Source organism: Hydrogenophaga bisanensis (genome assembly GCF_042665135.1).
Taxonomy (GTDB): Bacteria; Pseudomonadota; Gammaproteobacteria; order Burkholderiales; family Burkholderiaceae_C; genus Hydrogenophaga; species Hydrogenophaga bisanensis.
Genome location: NZ_JBHTBX010000009.1, coordinates 72308 through 90418 on the forward strand (window position 1 = coordinate 72308; position 18111 = coordinate 90418).

17 protein-coding genes are annotated in these 18111 nt (G+C 65.7%); 5 read left to right on the forward strand and 12 right to left on the reverse strand.

Going from position 1 to position 18111, the window contains the following annotated elements; all coding sequences use genetic code 11:
• Positions 1 to 10 precede the first annotated feature (10 nt).
• Positions 11 to 568 (reverse strand): cytochrome b, encoded by a 558-nt coding sequence (locus tag ACFQNJ_RS13960; RefSeq protein WP_374639257.1) that lies wholly within the window; start codon positions 566 to 568, stop codon positions 11 to 13.
• Positions 569 to 694: 126 nt separating this feature from the next.
• Here ACFQNJ_RS13960 and ACFQNJ_RS13965 point away from each other — a divergent pair, with 126 nt between their 5' ends.
• The 4 genes from ACFQNJ_RS13965 to ACFQNJ_RS13980 all read left to right on the forward strand — a co-directional run bounded on the left by ACFQNJ_RS13965 (position 695) and on the right by ACFQNJ_RS13980 (position 3767).
• Positions 695 to 1354: a Crp/Fnr family transcriptional regulator gene (locus tag ACFQNJ_RS13965; RefSeq protein ID WP_382258591.1), complete on the forward strand. Its 660-nt coding sequence runs from the start codon at positions 695 to 697 to the stop codon at positions 1352 to 1354.
• A gap of 109 nt (positions 1355 to 1463) precedes the next feature.
• On the forward strand, positions 1464 to 1655 hold the full coding sequence (locus tag ACFQNJ_RS13970; RefSeq protein WP_374639253.1) for a YgaP family membrane protein: 192 nt from the start codon (positions 1464 to 1466) through the stop codon (positions 1653 to 1655).
• A 174-nt stretch (positions 1656 to 1829) separates the two neighbouring features.
• Positions 1830 to 2963, forward strand: coding sequence for an ABC transporter substrate-binding protein (locus tag ACFQNJ_RS13975; protein WP_382258595.1), 1134 nt, complete (start codon positions 1830 to 1832; stop codon positions 2961 to 2963).
• Positions 2964 to 2996: 33 nt separating this feature from the next.
• Positions 2997 to 3767, forward strand: a complete 771-nt coding sequence (locus tag ACFQNJ_RS13980; protein ID WP_382258598.1) for a class II aldolase/adducin family protein — start codon at positions 2997 to 2999, stop codon at positions 3765 to 3767.
• Between the two features lie 3 nt (positions 3768 to 3770).
• On the opposite strand, the gene ACFQNJ_RS13985 is transcribed toward ACFQNJ_RS13980, so the two are convergent.
• The 10 genes from ACFQNJ_RS13985 to ACFQNJ_RS14030 all read right to left on the reverse strand — a co-directional run bounded on the left by ACFQNJ_RS13985 (position 3771) and on the right by ACFQNJ_RS14030 (position 15449).
• Complete coding sequence (locus ACFQNJ_RS13985) at positions 3771 to 4535, reverse strand: BUD32 family EKC/KEOPS complex subunit (protein ID WP_382258601.1); 765 nt, start codon at positions 4533 to 4535, stop codon at positions 3771 to 3773.
• Between the two features lie 44 nt (positions 4536 to 4579).
• Positions 4580 to 5875 carry a 4-aminobutyrate--2-oxoglutarate transaminase gene (gene gabT, locus ACFQNJ_RS13990; protein WP_382258604.1) on the reverse strand — a complete coding sequence of 432 codons (1296 nt, stop codon included), beginning with the start codon at positions 5873 to 5875 and terminating at the stop codon, positions 4580 to 4582.
• Positions 5876 to 5886: 11 nt separating this feature from the next.
• The gene (locus tag ACFQNJ_RS13995) at positions 5887 to 7359 is read right to left on the reverse strand and encodes an aldehyde dehydrogenase (protein WP_374640321.1); all 1473 of its coding nucleotides are present in this window, start codon (positions 7357 to 7359) and stop codon (positions 5887 to 5889) included.
• Between the two features lie 94 nt (positions 7360 to 7453).
• On the reverse strand, positions 7454 to 8287 hold the full coding sequence (locus ACFQNJ_RS14000; protein WP_374640322.1) for an ABC transporter permease: 834 nt from the start codon (positions 8285 to 8287) through the stop codon (positions 7454 to 7456).
• Between the two features lie 13 nt (positions 8288 to 8300).
• Positions 8301 to 9212, reverse strand: coding sequence for an ABC transporter permease (locus ACFQNJ_RS14005; protein WP_374640323.1), 912 nt, complete (start codon positions 9210 to 9212; stop codon positions 8301 to 8303).
• A gap of 21 nt (positions 9213 to 9233) precedes the next feature.
• A complete protein-coding gene (locus tag ACFQNJ_RS14010) occupies positions 9234 to 10337 on the reverse strand; it encodes an ABC transporter ATP-binding protein (RefSeq protein WP_382258609.1) in 1104 nt (367 codons plus the stop codon).
• Between the two features lie 100 nt (positions 10338 to 10437).
• Positions 10438 to 11616: an extracellular solute-binding protein gene (locus tag ACFQNJ_RS14015; protein ID WP_374640325.1), complete on the reverse strand. Its 1179-nt coding sequence runs from the start codon at positions 11614 to 11616 to the stop codon at positions 10438 to 10440.
• 144 nt (positions 11617 to 11760) lie between these two features.
• Positions 11761 to 13200 carry an aspartate aminotransferase family protein gene (locus ACFQNJ_RS14020; RefSeq protein WP_382258612.1) on the reverse strand — a complete coding sequence of 480 codons (1440 nt, stop codon included), beginning with the start codon at positions 13198 to 13200 and terminating at the stop codon, positions 11761 to 11763.
• A 21-nt stretch (positions 13201 to 13221) separates the two neighbouring features.
• Entirely contained in the window at positions 13222 to 14583 is a 1362-nt protein-coding gene (locus tag ACFQNJ_RS14025) for a glutamine synthetase family protein (RefSeq protein ID WP_374640327.1), read from the reverse strand.
• Between the two features lie 65 nt (positions 14584 to 14648).
• The gene (locus ACFQNJ_RS14030) at positions 14649 to 15449 is read right to left on the reverse strand and encodes a gamma-glutamyl-gamma-aminobutyrate hydrolase family protein (protein ID WP_382258616.1); all 801 of its coding nucleotides are present in this window, start codon (positions 15447 to 15449) and stop codon (positions 14649 to 14651) included.
• Positions 15450 to 15546: 97 nt separating this feature from the next.
• Here ACFQNJ_RS14030 and pdxR point away from each other — a divergent pair, with 97 nt between their 5' ends.
• Entirely contained in the window at positions 15547 to 17037 is a 1491-nt protein-coding gene (gene pdxR, locus ACFQNJ_RS14035) for a MocR-like pyridoxine biosynthesis transcription factor PdxR (RefSeq protein ID WP_382258618.1), read from the forward strand.
• A 10-nt stretch (positions 17038 to 17047) separates the two neighbouring features.
• Here the strand turns inward: pdxR and ACFQNJ_RS14040 are convergent, their stop codons facing one another.
• The gene (locus ACFQNJ_RS14040; protein WP_374640330.1) at positions 17048 to 18106 is read right to left on the reverse strand and encodes a tellurite resistance/C4-dicarboxylate transporter family protein; all 1059 of its coding nucleotides are present in this window, start codon (positions 18104 to 18106) and stop codon (positions 17048 to 17050) included.
• Positions 18107 to 18111: the final 5 nt, after the last annotated feature.

An 18111-nucleotide genomic window follows, 5' to 3' on the forward strand; every position in this document is an offset into this window, starting at 1 on the left:
AAGGTGAGGGTCAGCGTCGGCCGAAGCCCATCCGGGCAATGAGGCCGTCGCGGTCGACCAGCTGGTGCTTGAGGGCACCGGCCACATGCAACAGCACGAGCGCCATCATCGCGAAGGCCGACAGCTTGTGCAGAGGCTTGATCAGCTCGGCAAGTTCCTCACTGACCGGCACGAAGTCGGGCAGGGGCAGCACGCCGAAGAGCACGATGGGAAAGCCCGCCGCAGAGCTGTAGGCCCAGCCCAGCAGGGGCACCGCAAAGAACAGCAGGTACAAACCATGGTGTGTGGCATGGTGGGCCAGCTTCTGCCAGCCGGGCATCGCCGATTCAATGGCGACCGGCAAAGCCGGCGGGCGGTGCGTCAGGCGCCAGATGAGACGGAAAGCGGACAGCGCCAGCAGCGTGACACCGGCCCACTTGTGCCAGTTGTAGAGCTTCAGTCGCTGGGGCGAGAACGGCAGATCGGTCATGTACAGACCCACCGCGAACAAACCGATCAAAGCCAGACCCAGAACCCAGTGCAAGAGCACCGAGACCGGGTGGTAGCGCAAGGCAGGTGTCGAATTCATGCCGGCAGTGTAGGAAGTTGGACCGCAGGCGGGAGCGAAGGCGCTTGAAGCCTTCATTCAAGAAATTTGAATGAACTTAAGCTTCGTGTTCGGATCCCGACAGGCGGTCTGCCTACAATCCCGGACATGGACGACACCCAAGCTCAGCGCCTGCTGTCACTGTACCCCTCGCTGGCGTCGCAGGCGCAGACCCTGTCGGGTCTGCCGGTGATCACGGTGCCCCTGGGCACGGTGCTGTTCCGTGAGAACGACCCTTGCCAGGGCTTCCCGCTGGTGCTCGACGGCGAGGTGCGGGTCAGCCGAGCCTCTCCCAGTGGCCGCGAGCTGGAGTTGTACCGGGTGCAACCCGGCGAGATGTGCCTGGTGTCCTCGGCGGGCCTGTTTGCCAACCAGGCCCTGACGGCCAGAGGCCTGTCGACGGCGCCCACCACGCTGGTGATGCTCCCGCCCGAGCACTTCCGGACGGCACTGGAAGACGCCGGTTTCCGTGACTTCGTGCTCGGGCTGTTTGCCGCCCGCATGGCCGATCTCACCGGACTGATCGAAGCGGTGGCCTTCCAGCGGCTGGACAGTCGCCTGGCGGCCACCCTGCTGGGACACGGTGCCCAGGTCAGGGCCACACACCAGTCACTGGCCGACGAACTGGGCACGGTGCGCGAGATGGTGACGCGGCTGCTGCACCGCTTTGAGCGCGAAGGCATGGTCGAGCTTTCCAGGGAATGCATCACCATCCGCGACAGCGCCCGGCTGCGCGCCCTGGCCGGCGGACCCGCCGGCGCTGTGTGACCTGGGTCACAGACACCGCGGTCCCGAAAGCTTCCAATAGCCCTGCGCCCATCATCATCGGCCGTTGTCCAGGTGATGGATCTGTTTGGTTCAGCACAGGAGCATGAACATGACCAAGAACGTTGGCGGCATCGACCGCATCATCCGCATCGTCGTGGGGCTGGCCCTCATTGCCGCCGCCGCCACCGGCGCCGTGGGCCTTTGGGGCTATGTCGGCGTGGTGCCGCTGCTCACCGGCCTGATGGGCTGGTGCCCGCCCTACGCGATCCTGGGCTTCAACACCTGCTCGACCAAGAACTGAGCCCATCCCCGGTACCACCGACCCGAAGCCCCGCACAGGCGTCTTGCCGGTGCGGGGCTTCGGGTTTTCACAGGGCCATCCTGTCGTGCAGGGGACAAGATGGGCAGCGCCGCCGCCGTTCAATCCGTGGGTCCGCAAGACAGAACAAGCACACGGGACCGCAGAGGAGACAGCATGCCGGGGACACCCAAGCTCTCACGTCGCCGCGCCATCGGCGCGGCGGCTGCATGGACACTGGCCGCCATCCACCGACCAGGGTTCGCCCAAGACAACGCCATTCTGGTGGGACAAAGCGTCCCACTGAGCGGTCCGATCGCCGGCGCCTTCCAGGCGCCGCTGGCAGGCCAGCAGTTGGCGGTGGACGCACTCAACGCCACCGGCGGCATCGGCGGGCGTCCGTTGCGCATGCTCATCCGTGACGACGCCTACGATGCACAGCGCACCGTGGCCAACGTGCGCGAGTTGGTCGAAAAGGACAAGGTGGTGGCGCTCACCGGTCTGGGCAGCACCGAGGGTGTCGGCGCCCTGTTGCCCTACCTGGCCGACAAGCGGGTGCCGCTGGTGGGCGCGTGGACGGGCGCCCACGTGCTGCGCCTCAGGCCCCATCCGACCTTCTTCACCTCCCAAGCGAGCTTCCAGGACGAGGCCGAGCACGCCTTGCGCACCCTGGCGACCATCCAGCTCGATCGCATCGGCATTGCCCTGCAGGACAACGCGTTCGGCCAGTCGATGCTGCCGGTCATCGAAGCCAGTGCCAAGGCCCAGGGCGTGGTCATCGAGCGCGTGGCCCGCCTGGCGGTGGACGGCAGCAACGCCGCCGATGCGGCCCGTGAACTGGCACAGGCCAGACCCAAGGCGGTGTACATGGTGGCTGTCGGCCCCTCGGTGGTGGGTTTCGTGCGCGCTGCCCGGTCGCTGATCAACGTGCCGGTCTACACCCTCTCGGTGGCGGCCAGCGCGGTACCGGCACTGGGCCCGGACGCGCGAGGACTGGCCATGACGCAGATCGTGCCCTCCCCATGGCGCCAGGTGGATCCGATGGCGCGCGAGTTCAACCGCCTCGCAGCCGCCGCTGGCGTGCCGGTGAGCTACAACGCCTACGGTGGCTATCTGGGCGCGCGCTTTCTCATCGAAGCCTTGCGTCGCGCCAGCCCCCGCATCACGCCCGACAACATCATCCAGTCCATCCAGGACCTGCGCAACTGGTCCCTGGGCGGCAACCTGCTGAATTTCGGCCCTGGCCAGCACCACGGCAATGCCTGGGCCGAAATCACCATCGTCAATGCCGACGGGCGCTTTGTCCGCTAGGCGTGAACCCCTTCCAGCGAACCGGAGCACGACATGCACACACCGTCTCTCAAGGAACAGGTCAGTCCCGAGGAATGGGCCCTGCGCTGCGACCTGGCCGCCTGCTACCGTCTGGTGGCACTGTACGGCTGGTCCGATCTGGTGTTCACCCACATCAGCGCCAAGCTGCCTGACAGCGTCACTGGTGGAGAGCACCAGTTCCTCATCAACCCCTACGGCCTGATGTTCGACGAGATCACGGCATCCAGCCTGGTCAAGGTCGACATGGCCTGCAACAAGCTGCACGACTCGCCCTTCCCGGTCAACCCGGCCGGCTTCGTGATCCACAGCGCCGTGCATGAGGCACGGCCCGAGGTGCAGTGCGTGCTGCACACCCACACGCGCGCCGGAGTGGCCGTCAGTGCGCAGAAGGCCGGCATCCTGCCCATCAGCCAGCAGAGCACCTTCGTGCTGGCCTCTCTGGCGTACCACGACTACGAAGGCGTGGCCTTCCGCCCCGATGAGAAGCCGCGCCTGCAGGCCGACCTGGGTCAGGCCAACTTCCTGGTGCTGCGCAACCACGGCCTGCTGACGGTGGGCAAGAGCATCGCCGACGCCTTCCTCTCGATGTATACCTTCGAGAACACCTGCCGCATCCAGATCGATGCTCAGTCCGGTGGCGGTGAACTGGTTCGGGTCGACCCGCGCATTCTGGCGGGCATGGCCGACGTCATGCGCGTGGCCACCGCCGGTCAGGGCGCGAACATCGCCTGGCCTGCCCTGCTGCGCCGGCTGGAGAGAACCGATCCGGGTTACCGGACCTGACACTCAATGCCCGGTGTGCTGGGCAGTGAAGGCGGCCATCCCGTCGAGAACAATGCGCAGGCGCATGGCTTCACGGGATTCACGCAGGCGGGGAACCGCGTGAAGCACCCGCTGCACTGTGCGCAGGCGTGACATCAGACGCTGGATGAAGGATGGCAAATCAGGGGGGGTGACCCCACGGGCGGCAAACGCCCGGACCGACGCGCTCCGGTAAGCCTGCAAGACATCCCGCACAGCGCCAGGGCCCATGGACTCCAGAAACCGGGCATAGGACATGAGCAGCTGCAGCGCGTCGTACAGCTGCACCTGATTCAGCGGCATCGCCGGGTACAGCGGTTCCTCGAAGTCCATGCGGGCAAAGCGTTGACCGTCCCAGGTCAGGTTGCGCGCCTGGGCACCCCCATGCCAATGGCCACGGGCATGGAAGCCGGCCAGATCCTCGGCCGCCGCGCACATCAGTGGCAAGCGTTGCGGCAAGGGGGTTTCGTTGACGATGTGGTCGAAGGTTCGGCCGATGTCGCCCGTCACCAGCGAATGCCCGTCGAAGGCCAGCACCGGGGGCACCGCCTCCCCGGCGGCGCCCAGCGCCAGCAGCCGCTGATGCTCGTAGGCCAAGAGGGCGCGCCCATCCCGCTGATGGACCGCCTGCCAGGGGACCGGGACCCCCATGAAACGGGCCAGCAGCCATACGCCGGCCGAACGCCACGCACTGCGCAGCGGCCGGTCGGCGGTCTTGGTCCAGGTCTTGGGGGTGGTGGTCGGGTTCAAGGCCTGCGGATTATCCCGAAAACCGCCGGCCGTACCCGAAAGCCTCAGCCCAGGGCCTCGGTCAGCGCTTCGTCCAGGATCTTCAGGCCCTTGTCGAAGACGTGATCCTCGATGGTCAGCGGGAACAGGAAACGGATCACGTTGCCGTAGACGCCACAGGTCAGCAGCAGCAACCCGCGCCGCAGCGCCGCCATCTGCACGCGCTTGGTGGCGTCGGCATCCGGATGGCCCTGGCCGTCGACAAACTCGCAGGCCACCATGGCACCCAGGCCGCGGACATCGGCGATGCGGCTGTAACGGCCCTGCGCGGCCCTCAGATGCGCCACCAGCCGGTCACCGAGCACCTGGGCCCGCTCGGGCAGGCGCTCCTCGGCCATCACGTCGAGGACGGCATGGGCCGCGGCAATGGCCAGCGGGTGACCGGCGTAGGTGCCACCCAGACCACCCGGGGCCGGGCCGTCCATCACCGCCTGCCGGCCCGAGACGGCCGACAGCGTGGTGCCACCGGCCATGCTCTTGGCCATGGTGATCAGGTCCGGCTTGACGCCATAGTGCTCCATCGCGAACATCTTGCCGGTGCGGGCGAAGCCGGTCTGCACCTCGTCGGCGATCAGCAGGATGCCGTGCTGGTCGCACAGCTGGCGCAGCCACTGCACCGCCGCTTGCTGGATCGGGTTGAAGCCACCCTCCCCCTGCACCGGCTCGAAGATGATGGCCGCCACGCGAGAAGGCTCGATGTCGCACTTGAACAGCTGCTCCATGGCCTTCTTGGTGTCTTCCAGCGAGCTGCAGTGGCACGGGAACGGCACGTGGTAGATCTCGGGCGGGAACGGGCCGAAACCGGCCTTGTAGGGTTGGACCTTGCCGGTGAGCGACACGGCAAACAGGCTGCGGCCATGGAAGGCCGCGCCAAAGGCAATCACGCCACTGCGCCCGGTGCTGCTGCGCGCGATCTTGATCGCGTTCTCCACCGCCTCGGCACCGGTCGAGAAGAAGGCGGTCTTGGCCGGGCCTTCGATCGGGACGATGGCGTTGATGCGCTCGGCCAGGGTCACGTACTCGGTGTAGGGCACGACCTGGTAGCAGCTGTGGGTGAAGCGCTGCAGCTGCGCCGTGATCGCCGCCTGCACCTTGGGGTGCACATGGCCGGTGTTGAGCACCGCAATGCCGCCGGCAAAGTCGATGAAGTGGCGACCCTCGATGTCCCAGAACTCGGCGTTCTTCGCGCGGTCAATGAAGAAATCACCAAAGACACCGACACCACGCGGGGTGGCGGCCTGGCGCCGGGCGTGCCAGGCGGCGTTGGTGTGTTCGTTCTTGAGTTCGTTGATGGCGTTCATGCTTGTCTCCTTCACAGGGGGGAATCGATCCGGATCCAGGTGGTCTTCATCTCGGTGTACTTGTCAAATGCGTGCAGCGACTTGTCGCGGCCGATGCCGCTCTGCTTGAAGCCGCCAAAGGGAACGGTGATGTCGTCCTCGTCGTAAGAGTTGACATGCACCGTGCCGGCGCGCAGCGCACGGGCCACGCCGTGGGCCTTGTTGATGTCGCGCGTCCAGACCGCCGCCTGCAGGCCGTACACGTTGGCATTGGCCTGACGCACCACGTCGGCCGCGTCGGTGAAGCTCAGCACCGACAGCACCGGGCCGAAGATCTCCTCGCGGGCAATGGTCATGTCGTTGCGCACGCCATCGAAGATGGTCGGCTGCACATAGCAGCCGCCGGCCACGGGGGCCACACGCTCACCGCCGGCCAGCAGCTTCGCGCCTTCGCTCTTGCCCGATTCGATGTAGCGCAGCACGGTCGACAGCTGCGTCTCGTCGACGATGGCACCCATCACGGTGTTCTTGTCCAGCGGGTTGCCCGGCTGGTAGGACGGCACCTTGGCCAGGGCCTTTTCCAGGAAAGCGTCCTTGATGCTGGCCTCGACGAACAGGCGCGAGGGCGCGTTGCAGCTCTCACCCTGGTTGAAGAAGATGCTGCCCACGGCGGCGTCCACCGCCTTGTCGAGGTCGGGGCAATCGGCGAACACGATGTTGGGCGACTTGCCACCCAGCTCGGTCCAGGCGCGCTTGAGGTTACTCTGTCCGGCCATCACATGGATCTGCTTGCCCACGCGGGTGCTGCCGGTGAAGGCGATGCAGTCCACGTCCATGTGCAGGGCCAGCGGGCTGCCGGCCTCGGGGCCGTAACCCGGCACCACGTTGAAGACGCCTGGCGGAATGCCGGCTTCCAGCGCCAGCTCAGCCAGCTTCAGGGCCGTCAGCGGGCTCTTCTCCGACGGCTTGAGCACCACCGAGTTGCCCGCGGCCAGGGCCGGCGCGATCTTCCAGGCCGCCATGATCATCGGGTAGTTCCAGGGCACGATCACGCCGACCACGCCCAGCGGTTCGCGGGTGATCAGGGCCAGCGCGGTGTCGGGCGTGGGCGCAATCTCGTCGTAGATCTTGTCCACGGCCTCGCCGTACCAGCGGATGCAGTTGGCCGCGCTGTTGACGTCCACGCCCTTGGCGTATTTGACGGGTTTGCCCATGTCCAGCGTCTCGGTCAGGGCCAGCAGGTCGCCGTGGGCCTGGATCAGTTCGGCAAAACGGATCAGGATGCGCTTGCGTGCGGCCGGCGCCTTGCCCGCCCAGCGACGGTCTTCGAACGCGGCACGGGCAGCCGCCACCGCGGCATCGATGTCGGCCGCGCCGCAGCGGGCCACCGGTGTCAGCAGCCGGCCATCGACCGGCGAGAGGCAATCGAAGGTCTGGCCGTCGCGGGCCGCGACACGTTCACCGTTGATGACGGCACGGCCGTCGAAGCTGGGCATATCGGACATGGGCAAGGGTCTCCACTGTGAAGTGGCACCATGCTACGCCCGAATCGGGGGTCGGGGCCAGTCCACTTCATCGGACAAGCCCCGCACCGCCTCGTCAGCTCTTGGCCGCCGCCGCGATCTCCCGCTCGCGCTTGCGCGTGGACCGCGCCACCCAGACACTGTAGGCCACGATCACGATGGTCACCGTCACGATCAGCAGCGTGGCCGCGGCGTAGATGGTCGGGTTGATGCCGCGGCGCGCGTAGCCGAAGATCACCTGCGGCAGCGTGCTCACACCCGGGCCGGAGAGGAATTCGGAGATCACCACATCGTCGAACGACAGCGTGAAGCTCAGCAGGAAGGCCGCCAGGATGGCCTGGAAGATGTTGGGCAGCGTCACCAGGAAGAACACCTGGTGCGGGCGCGCGCCCAGGTCCATGGCGGCCTCCTCGATGCGGCGGTCCATCTCCATGAGCCGGCTCTGGATCACCACCATGCCGTAGGCCATGCCCAGCAGGGTGTGGCCCAGGATGATGGTCAGCATGCCGCGCTCGGGCCAGCCGAACACGTTCTGCGCGCCCACCATCAGCAGCAGCAGCGACAGGCCGATCACCACCTCGGGCATCACCAGCGGGGCATTGACCATGCCCGAGAAGACGGTGCGCCCCAGGAACTTGCGATAGCGCACCAGCACGAAGGCCGCGAAGGTACCGAGGATCGCCGACAGAAAACCGGTGACCGCCGCGACCTTCACCGACAGCCAGAAGCCCTCGACGATCTTGGTGTCGCGCGTCAGGGCTTCGTACCAGCGCAGCGAAAAGCCCGTGAAGTTGGCGTCCTGGCGGGTGCTGTTGAAGCTGAACACGATCATGAACAGCAGGGGCAGGTACAGAAACAGGAAGACCAGCGCCATCCAGGCCTTGCCGAAATGCTTTTCGAGGAATTTCATCGTTGGCCTCCGGTCAGCGCTGCTCGGCGCGTTCGCCGGTGTAGTGGTAGTAGACCGCCAGCGGCAGCACGATCAACGCGATCATCACCACCGCCAGCGCCGAGGCGCGCGGCCAGTTGTTGCTGGTGAACATCTCGTCCCAGACCACGCGACCGATCATGATGTTCTCCGGCCCACCCAGCAGCGACGGGATCACGAACTCGCCCAGTGAGGGGATGAACACCAGCATGAAACCAGCGATGATGCCCGCCTTGGACAGCGGCACGGTGATCAGCCAGAAGGCCTTGAAGGGCGTGGTGCCCAGGTCGTACGCAGCCTCCAGCAGCCGGAAGTCCATCTTCACCAGGTTGGCGTAAAGCGGCAGGACCATGAAGGGCAGGTAGACGTAGGTCATGCCCACCAGCATTGACACGTTGGTGTAGAGCATCAGGATGGGCTCGTCGATGATGCCCAGCGCCATCAGCAGCTTGTTGATGACGCCATAGTCACCCAGGATGCCCTTCCAGGCGTAAACCCGCAGCAGGAACGAGGTCCAGAACGGCAACATCACCATCATCAGCAGCGCGGGGCGCACGGCCGGCGAAGAGCGCGCGATGAAATAGGCGAACGGGTAGCCGATGATCAGGCACAGCAGCGCCGTCAGCAGCGCGTACCAGATCGAGCGCAGGTAGGCCTCGATGTAGATCGTCTGGAACAGCGCACCACCGGCCAGGTCGCGGAAGATGGTGGTGTAGTTCTCGTACTTGAGCTGCAGGATGCCGGTCTCGGGATCCCACAGCGGCTTGAACGGGTGGATGCTCTCCCCCATGTCCACGAAACTGATGTAGGCCAGGATCAGGAACGGCAGGAAGAAGAAGACGAACAGCCAGACATAGGGCACGCCGATGACGAAGCGCTTGCCTGGGACCGGTAGAGTGGACGCCATGGAGATGCTCCTTGGTCGGGGTCAATCGCGGAGAACCACTGCGTCGGTGTCATCCCACCAGAAGAACACATCGTCCTCCCAGGTGATGTCCAGCATCTCGTGGCGCGAACCGTTGGGCTCGGTGATCTTGACCTTCACCCCCTGCGGGGTCACCAGGATGAAGGTGTTGTAGGAGCCGAAATAGGCGATTTCCTTGACGCGTCCGGCAAACAGGTTGGCGCGAACCCCGTCGGGCCGCTGCTTGCCGATGCTGATCTTCTCGGGACGCACGGCCACCGACACCGCCATGTCGACCGCACCACTGATGCCGTAGCCGACCTGGATCTGGCCGATCTTGGTGTCCACCGCGCAGCGGTCCGGCTCGTCGACGCTCAGCTTGCCATCGAACAGGTTCACGTTGCCGATGAAGTCGGCCACGAAACGGTTGGACGGGTATTCGTAGATTTCCTTGGGCGTGCCCACCTGCAGCACACGGCCCTTGCTCATGATGGCAATCCGGCTGGCCATGGTCATGGCCTCTTCCTGGTCGTGGGTCACCATCACCACGGTCACGCCCACCTTCTCGATGATGTTGACCAGCTCGAACTGGGTCTGCTCGCGCAGTTTCTTGTCCAGCGCGCCCAGCGGCTCGTCAAGGAGCAGCAGCTTGGGCTTCTTGGCCAGGCTGCGCGCCAGCGCCACGCGCTGCTGCTGCCCACCCGAGAGCTGGTGCGGCTTGCGCTTGGCATAAGGTGTGAGCTGCACCAGGGCGAGCATCTCGTCGGTGCGCTGCTGGATCTCGGCCTTGGGCAGGCCCTCGCGCTTCAGACCGAAGGCCACGTTCTCCCAGATGTTCAGGTGCGGGAACAGCGCATAGCTCTGGAACATCATGTTGACCGGCCGCTCGTAAGGCGCCAGTCCGGCGACGTCCTGACCACCCAGAAGGATGCGACCCTTGGTCGGTGTCTCGAAACCCGCCAGCATGCGCAGCAGGGTCGACTTGCCACAGCCGGACGAACCCAGCAGGGCAAAGATCTCGCCTTTGCCGATCGACAGCGACACCTCGTCGACAGCCACGGCTTCGTCGAAGCGCTTGACCAGCTTCTCGGTGACCAGATACCCCTCTTGTGCGCCAGGCTGGGTCATGCAATTTCTCCGGTGATCAGGACATCAGAAACAAAAAGGGCTGTTCAGACCCGGCGGTTGAACAGCCCATGGAGCGACGTGCTCGGAGCGAGCGCCCGTCTTACTTGCCCTTCTTGAAGGCGTTGTAGGCGTTGGCCATGGCTTCACGTGCTTCGTTGGTGAAGCTGCTGGGCGGGATCATCTTGGCCATGTAGTCCGACTCCACGAAGATCGTCTTGTTGCCGGCGATCTCGGGGTTGACCTTGTCCATGCCCGCCTTGTTGCCGGTGGGGTAGCCCATCTCGTTGGCCATGGCAGCGGCGTTCTCGGGACGCAGGTAGAAGTCGATGAAGGCCATCGCGTTGTTCGGGTGCTTGGCGTCCTTGGTGACGGCCATGGCGTCCACGAAGATCAGCGCGCCGGTGCTGGGCAGCAGGGCCTCGATCACGTCCTTGCCGCCGTTTTCCTTCACGCGGGCAGCGGCCTGGTTGATGTCACCGGACCATCCGATGGCCACGCAGGCCTTGCCGCCGGCGATGTCGTCGATCATGGTCGAGCTGAACAGGCGGATGTCCTTGCGGACCTTGGCCAGCATCTCGTTGGCGGCCTTGTAATCGGCCGGGTCGTTCGAGTAGGCGTCCTTGCCGATGTAGTGCAGGGCCACCGGGATGATTTCGGTCGGCGAATCCAGGTAGGCGATGCCGCAGGACTTGAGCTTGCTGGTGTACTCGGGCTTGAAGACCAGGTCCCAGGCGTTCTCGGGCATGGGCATGCCGCCCAGGGCCTTCTCGGCTTTGGTCTTGTTGATGCCCACGGTGGTGAAGCCCCAGCCCCACGGCACCAGGTGCTGGTTGTCCGGGTCGGCCTTGGTCAGCGTCTTCATGAACTCGCCGTCCAGGTTGGCCAGGTTGGGGATCTGGTCCTTCTTCAGGGGTTGCAGCAGGCCGCCTTCGATCTGGCCCTTGGCGAACACGGTACCGGGCACGACGATGTCGTAACCGGTGTTGCCGGCCACCAGCTTGGCGTGCAGGGCTTCGTTGGTTTCGAAGGTGTCGTAGTTGACCTTGATGCCGGTTTCCTTCTCGAAGGCGGCGATCATGCCCTCGGGGATGTAGTCGGGCCAGTTGTAGATGTTCAGGACTTTCTCGTCATCGAACACCGGGCCGGCGGGCTTGGCCGGCTCAGCCGGGGCAGCAGCCACCGGAGCGGCCGGTGCCGGCGCGGGAGCGGGCTCTTCCTTCTTGCCGCAGGCGGCCAGGAGGACTGCCGAAATGGCCAGGGCCAGAACTTGCTTTTTCATGGTGAAAGGCACTCCAGAAAGGTTGGTTGGAAACCGACAAACGACTCACCCAGCGCCAGCGGCCCCGTTGCTCCCATCAAGAGCAAGAAACAGGCCTGCTTTCTCCCCGGATTGGGGCATCGAACACTGCAGCAGGCATTCTAGTCAAGCCAGGAGGCCTTTCGTGCGCAACTCGGCCAAGGTGGCGTCCAGACACTGGCGGATCAGACCCACCATCTCGTCGATCTGCGCCCGGGTCATCACCAGGGGCGGGGCAATGATCATGCGGTCGCCCACCGCCCGCATCACCAGACCATTGCCGAAGCAGTGGCGGCGGCAGATCATGCCCACCGACAGGTCCGGATCGAACATGGTGCGCTGTTCCTTGTCCTTGACCAGCACCAGACCGGCCACGAAGCCGCAGGTCTCGGCCTCACCCACCAGGGGATGGTCCTTGAGCGCACCGAACTGCTGCGCCAGGTAGGGCCCCGTGTCGGTGCGCACCTGATCAACCAGTCCCTCGCGCTCCATCAGTTCCAGGTTGGCCAGCGCCACCGCGCAGGCCACCGGGTGGCCGCTGTAGGTGTAGCCGTGGTTGAACTCGCCGCCCTGCCCGATCAGCACCTCGGCCACGCGGTTGCCCACCATCACCCCGCCCAGCGGGATGTAGCCGCTGGTCACGCCCTTGGCAAAGGTGATCAGATCGGGACGGATGCCGAACTGCTCATAGGCGAACCAGTGGCCCAGACGGCCAAAGGCGCAGATCACCTCGTCGGCGATCAGCAGGATGCCGTACTTGTCGACGATGCGCTGGATCTCGGGCCAGTAGGTCTCGGGCGGGATGATCACGCCACCGGCACCCTGCACCGGCTCGCCGATGAACGCCGCCACCTTCTCGGGGCCGATTTCCAGAATCTTCTCCTCCAGCCAGCGCGCCGCGCGGATGCCGAAGTCGGCGCGGCTCTCCCCGGGAAGCGCGTTTTCCCAATAGTGGGGCTGCCCGATGTGGGTGATGTTGGGGATGGGCAGGTCGCCTTGAGCATGCATGCCGCTCATGCCGCCGAGCGAGGCACCGGCCATGGTCGAGCCGTGGTAGGCGTTCTCCCGGCTGATGATCACCTTGCGCTGGGGCTGGCCCAGCAGGTCCCAGTAGCGGCGCGCCATGCGCACGTTGGTGTCGTTGCTTTCCGAACCGCTGCTGCCGAAGAACACGTGGGTAAAGCTGCGGTCCCCCACCTTGGGTGCGAGCGAGGTGAGCTTGGCCGCCAGCCTGACCGCCGGAACGTTGGTGGTCTGGAAAAAGCTGTTGTAGAACGGCAGCGTCATCATCTGCTGGTACGCCGCGTCCGCCAGCTCCTTGCGGCCGTAACCCGCGTTGACGCACCACAAACCGCTCATCGCGTCCAGGATCTTCTTGCCTTCGCTGTCCCAGACGTAGATGTTGTCGGCGTGCGTGATCACCCGAGACCCGCGCGTGGCCAGATCAGCGTGGTCGGTGAACGGGTGCATGTAGTGCGCACTGTCCAGCGCCTGGATGGCCTGGGTGTCCTGCTGCTCGGCACGACGGACGAGTGCGGGCGGTGCGATGAGGGTGGAGGTGTTCATGGCGTTTCGCTTTATGTCTGATCAGACGTGCAACAGGAGGTGTTCGCGTTCCCAGGGAGAGATCACCTTCATGAACTCCTCGAACTCCAGCTCCTTGATCTCGGTGTAGATGGTCACGAATTCCTTGCCCAGCACCTCGTGCAGGTCGGTCTCGCGGCGCAGCCAGTCCAGTGCCTCGCCCAGGCTTCGCGGCAGGGCGTAGGGCGAGAGGTAGGCATCGCCCCGCATTTCGGGCTTGGGCTTGATCTGGTTCTTCATGCCCAGGTAGCCGCAGGCCAGGGTCATGGCCATGGCCACGTAGGGGTTCGCGTCGGCACCGATCACGCGATTTTCCACACGCCGCGCCTGCGGGCTGGAAATCGGCGAGCGGATGCCCACCGTGCGGTTGTCGTGGCCCCACTCGATGTTGATCGGCGCGGCCGTGTGGCGCGACAGGCGCCGGTAGCTGTTCACATACGGAGCCACCAGCACCATGGCGGCGGGAATGTAGCGCTGCAGGCCGCCGATGTAGTGGTGGAAGGCGTCCGACGGCGAGCCATCCTCGTTGCTGAAGATGTTGCGGCCGGTGGCCTTGTCGACGATGCTCTGGTGCACGTGCATGGCGCTGCCCGGTTCGCCGGCGATCGGCTTGGCCATGAAGGTGGCGTACATGTCGTGGCGCAGCGCGGCCTCGCGCACGGTGCGCTTGAAGAAGAACACCTCGTCGGCCAGACCCAGCGGGTGGGCATGGAAGAAGTTGATCTCCATCTGTCCGGCGCCCACCTCGTGGATCAGCGTGTCCACGTTGAGGTTCATCTTCTCGCAGTAGTCGTAGATCTCCTCGAACAGCGGATCGAACTCGTTGACCGCGTCGATGGAGTAGGCCTGTCGCGAGGTTTCGGCACGTCCGCTGCGGCCGATCGGCGGCTTGAGCGGCGTGTTGGAGTCGGTGTTGCGGGCCGTCAGGTAGAACTCGAGTTCGGGCGCCACCACCGGCTCCCAGCCCTCGGCGGCATACAGGTCGCAGATGCGGCGCAGGACCGAGCGCGGCGCAAACGGCACCAGCTTGCCGGTGTGGTCGAAGCAGTCGTGAACCACCTGCGCGGTGGGGTCGGTGGCCCAAGGCACGATGCGCACCGTGCTCGGGTCGGGGCGCAGCTGCATGTCGCGGTCGGTGGGGTCCACGACGTCGTAGTAGGGACCGCTTTCCGGGAACTCACCGGTCACGCCCATGCCGACGATGGCCTGCGGCAGGCGCATGCCGCGGTCTTCGGTGAACTTCTCGCGCGGCAGGATCTTGCCGCGGGCCACGCCGGTCAGGTCAGGCACCAGGCATTCGACCTCGGTGACGCGGTGCTGGTTGAGCCATTGCTCCAGATCGTTGAATGTTTGCGGGCTGCTCATGAGCCGTTTCCTTGTCGTTGTGGTTGGTGGACGTGCTGGATGATGATGACAGATGTCCCCGGTAGCTAGCCAGGACGGTGCCGGGCCAGATCGGCCGCCTGCAGACGCAGGCTGCGGCGCTGGCGGCAGGCGTGACCGAAGGCGGCAAAGATGGCGCTGTAGAAGGGGTTCTCCCAGCAGCGCCATTCCGGATGGAACTGGACGGCGTAGGCAAAGGTGCGTGCACCGCGCACCGCCACAGCCTCGATCTGGCCATCGGGTGCCTGGGCCATGGGTTCCAGCCCATCGGCCAGACGGTGGATGCCCTGGCCATGCAGGGAGTTGACCATCACCTGCGGGCCGCCGGCCCAGGTCTCGAACACGCTGCCTGGCGCCAGATGAATCGGATGACGGGGTGCGTACTGTTCCTCGAACGGCGCCGTCTTGGGTTCGCGGTGGTCCATGCGGCCAGGCACCTCGTGCACGCGCTGGTGCAGGGTGCCGCCCAGGGCCACGTTGATTTCCTGGAACCCCCGGCAGATGCCCAGCAGCGGCACGCCCTCGTGCACACAGGCCTTGATCAGCGCCAGGGTCAGGGTGTCGCGCACCGGATCGAGCGGCAGCGAGGGATCGGCCACCTCTTCATCGAAATGGGAAGGATGGACATTCGAGGGCGAGCCGGTGAGCATCACCCCATCGACCATCGACAGCAGCTCGGGGATGTCGCCCACGTCGGCCAGCGGAAACATGACCGGTTGGGCCTCGACCCCGACCTTGACGGCGCGGGCGTACTTGTCACCGAGCAGCAGAAAGGGCATCTGATGCCCGTGATCGCCCAGCAGGCGATGGTCCGCGGGCAGCCAGACCATGCATGGCGGCATTTTCATGGTGTCTCCAAACACTTGAAACCATTCTGACGACAAAATTGGATCACAATCGGAGCCAGTTCGCGCCACTTCATGGTGCCACTTATCCGAAAACCGCATGCTGTCCGAGTTCCTGCTGGCCGAAATGAACCGCCTGGGTGTCCAGGATGCCCTGCCCTTGCACCGCCAGTTGTACGAGGCGATGCGGCGCGCCATGCTCGACGGCAAGCTGGCGGCGGGCGAGCGCCTGCCCTCCAGCCGCGACCTGGCCCAGGACCTGGGACTGTCCCGCAACACGGTGGTGGCGGCCATCAACCAGCTCGGCGTCGAGGGCTACCTGGTCAGCCGGGTGGGCAGTGGCACCTACGTCAACGACAACGTGCCCCAGATCAACAGCGCCCGGCGCGCCCGGGGCGGTCTTCGCACCCTGCCGACGCTGGCCCCGGCCCGGCTCTCGCGCCGCGGCGAAGCACTGGCCGGCAGCTTCTGCGCCAGTGAACTGGAGGTGCAACCCTTCACGCCCGGCATCGCCGATTTCAGTGCCTTCCCGCTCGCGCTGTGGCAGCGGCTGCAGAACAAGCACTGGCGCATGACCTATCCCGACATGCTGGATTACGCCACGGCCGGGGGCTACGCGCCGCTGCGTCGCGCCATCGCCGATTACCTGCGGGTGTTCCGCAGCGTGCAGCTGGATGCGGACCAGGTCATCGTCACCAGCGGCACGCAGCAGTCGCTGGAGCTGTGCGCCCGCCTGCTGGCCGATCACGGCGACACGGTGTGGGTGGAGGACCCCGCCTACTGGGGTGCGGTCAAGGCCTTCATGGCCACGGGCCTGCACCTGCACCCGGTGCCGGTCGATGAGCAGGGCATCCGGCCCGGCGCCAGCGACGACGCGCATCCCCCGCGCCTGATCTACGTGACGCCCTCGCACCAGTACCCCACCGGCTCGGTGATGTCGCTGCCGCGGCGCCACCAGCTGCTGCAGACCGCGCGCACCCACAACGCCTGGGTGCTGGAGGACGACTACGACAGCGAATACCGCTTCAGCGGACCACCGATCAGCAGCCTGGAGGGGCTGGACACCGACGGCCGCGTGCTCTACATGGGCACCTTCTCCAAGGTGCTGTACCCGGGCATCAAGCTGGGCTACCTGGTGGTGCCCAAGTCCCTGGTCGAATCCTTCCGGCAGGCCCACTACGACCTGAACCGCCCGGGGCAGATGCCCCTGCAGGCCGCCCTGGCCGAGTTCATCGAGATGGGGCACTTCAGCAGCGCGCTGCGCCGGGCCCGCCAGGGCTATGCCGAGCGGCGGCAGCTGTTGCTGGAATCGCTGCGCCCGCTGCTGGGTGACGCCGATGGCCCGTTCATCAGTGGTGCGGACCAGGGCCTGCACCTGTGTCTGCGGCTGCCGGCCGGCACCGACGACCGCGCGCTGGCGCAGCGCATCGGCCAGCAGGGCCTGACGGTGCGACCCGTGTCGGCCTACTGCCTGCAACGGCAGGACCTGCGGGGACTGGTGATCGGCTACGGCTATGCCCCGCTGGCCGAGATCGCCCGTTGCGGACGGCTGCTGACGGACACGGTGATCCGTGCCGGTGCTTCCCGTTGAGCACTGGCGCTCAGGCCGGTGTGCGCGATTGCATGAGCGCGCGGACCAGACGACGCACCAGCCCTGCCATGACCACCAGCCACACGGCCATCGCCACCCAGATCATCAGCCGGGAAATGCCGTAGAGCGGCGGGAAATCGGCGGCAAGGCCCAGGCGCGCGCTGGCCACGGCGTACATGCCCAGCGGAAAGACCATGCTCCACATGACCGGCTCGTAGCGCATCGGCACCCGGTTGACCAGGTGTTTCCAGATGCCGAAGATCGCCAGCATCGGGACCCACCAGGTGGCCCAGGCCCAGCAGATCATGGTCACACCATCGATGAAGGGCTTCTGGGCCACCAGGAAGGGCAGGCGCGCATCGGCCGCGATGAGGCTGGTGCCGGCATTGGCACTGATGGCACCCGCCCCCATCACCACCCAGAGCAGCGGCGAGATGTCCTGCGGCTTGAGGGTGAGAAAGAAGATGCGGTGGCAGAACAGGGTGACGAAGATGCCATAGAAGACCAGCCCCAGTCCCCAGAGCATGTGCACCTCGATCATCATGTAACCGGTGTACTCACCCAGATCGGGCGCAATGCGGGCGCCCAGCAGCACCAGCGATTGCGTCCCCACGATCGCGATCAGCCAGCCGCCGTGCACGATGTTGACGTTGTGTTCATGGGTCAGGAAGGTCAACACGCTGAAGGCCAGGTACAGCAGCAGGCACCAGGCCAGAAAAGCCAGAAACCAGCAAGCCACGGCCAGGGCCAGTTGTCCCGATCCATGCAGCAGAAGACCGACCACGTTGGTGGCGGCCACCAGTGTGAAGTACGAGAACACCATGCGCGGATTGAGCAGGTCGATGCGCACCGCCCCGGGATGACGCAGCAGCCGAACCAGACTGAGCGCCACCAGCACGACCCAGGCGACCACGGCCACGGTCTGCATGGCAGCAGCGATGCGCCCGAAGCCCAGAAGGTTCAGTCCCAGGGCGATGATCCCGGTCGACATGACCAGGGCAAAGTTGCCCGGGTGCAGGCCCTGAAGGCTCAGCGCGGGTTGTCCGGAAGGAATGGGGATCGTGCTCATGACGG

What these genes read in the sequence shown, in the direction of transcription:
- ACFQNJ_RS13960 (WP_374639257.1), bottom strand. Translation starts at nt 568, where the DNA reads ATGAATTCGACACCTGCCTTGCGCTACCACCCGGTCTCGGTGCTCTTG.
- ACFQNJ_RS13965 (WP_382258591.1), top strand. Translation starts at nt 695, where the DNA reads ATGGACGACACCCAAGCTCAGCGCCTGCTGTCACTGTACCCCTCGCTG.
- ACFQNJ_RS13970 (WP_374639253.1), top strand. Translation starts at nt 1,464, where the DNA reads ATGACCAAGAACGTTGGCGGCATCGACCGCATCATCCGCATCGTCGTG.
- ACFQNJ_RS13975 (WP_382258595.1), top strand. Translation starts at nt 1,830, where the DNA reads ATGCCGGGGACACCCAAGCTCTCACGTCGCCGCGCCATCGGCGCGGCG.
- ACFQNJ_RS13980 (WP_382258598.1), top strand. Translation starts at nt 2,997, where the DNA reads ATGCACACACCGTCTCTCAAGGAACAGGTCAGTCCCGAGGAATGGGCC.
- gabT (WP_382258604.1), bottom strand. Translation starts at nt 5,875, where the DNA reads ATGAACGCCATCAACGAACTCAAGAACGAACACACCAACGCCGCCTGG.
- ACFQNJ_RS13995 (WP_374640321.1), bottom strand. Translation starts at nt 7,359, where the DNA reads ATGTCCGATATGCCCAGCTTCGACGGCCGTGCCGTCATCAACGGTGAA.
- ACFQNJ_RS14000 (WP_374640322.1), bottom strand. Translation starts at nt 8,287, where the DNA reads ATGAAATTCCTCGAAAAGCATTTCGGCAAGGCCTGGATGGCGCTGGTC.
- ACFQNJ_RS14005 (WP_374640323.1), bottom strand. Translation starts at nt 9,212, where the DNA reads ATGGCGTCCACTCTACCGGTCCCAGGCAAGCGCTTCGTCATCGGCGTG.
- ACFQNJ_RS14010 (WP_382258609.1), bottom strand. Translation starts at nt 10,337, where the DNA reads ATGACCCAGCCTGGCGCACAAGAGGGGTATCTGGTCACCGAGAAGCTG.
- ACFQNJ_RS14015 (WP_374640325.1), bottom strand. Translation starts at nt 11,616, where the DNA reads ATGAAAAAGCAAGTTCTGGCCCTGGCCATTTCGGCAGTCCTCCTGGCC.
- ACFQNJ_RS14020 (WP_382258612.1), bottom strand. Translation starts at nt 13,200, where the DNA reads ATGAACACCTCCACCCTCATCGCACCGCCCGCACTCGTCCGTCGTGCC.
- ACFQNJ_RS14025 (WP_374640327.1), bottom strand. Translation starts at nt 14,583, where the DNA reads ATGAGCAGCCCGCAAACATTCAACGATCTGGAGCAATGGCTCAACCAG.
- ACFQNJ_RS14030 (WP_382258616.1), bottom strand. Translation starts at nt 15,449, where the DNA reads ATGAAAATGCCGCCATGCATGGTCTGGCTGCCCGCGGACCATCGCCTG.
- pdxR (WP_382258618.1), top strand. Translation starts at nt 15,547, where the DNA reads ATGCTGTCCGAGTTCCTGCTGGCCGAAATGAACCGCCTGGGTGTCCAG.
- ACFQNJ_RS14040 (WP_374640330.1), bottom strand. Translation starts at nt 18,106, where the DNA reads ATGAGCACGATCCCCATTCCTTCCGGACAACCCGCGCTGAGCCTTCAG.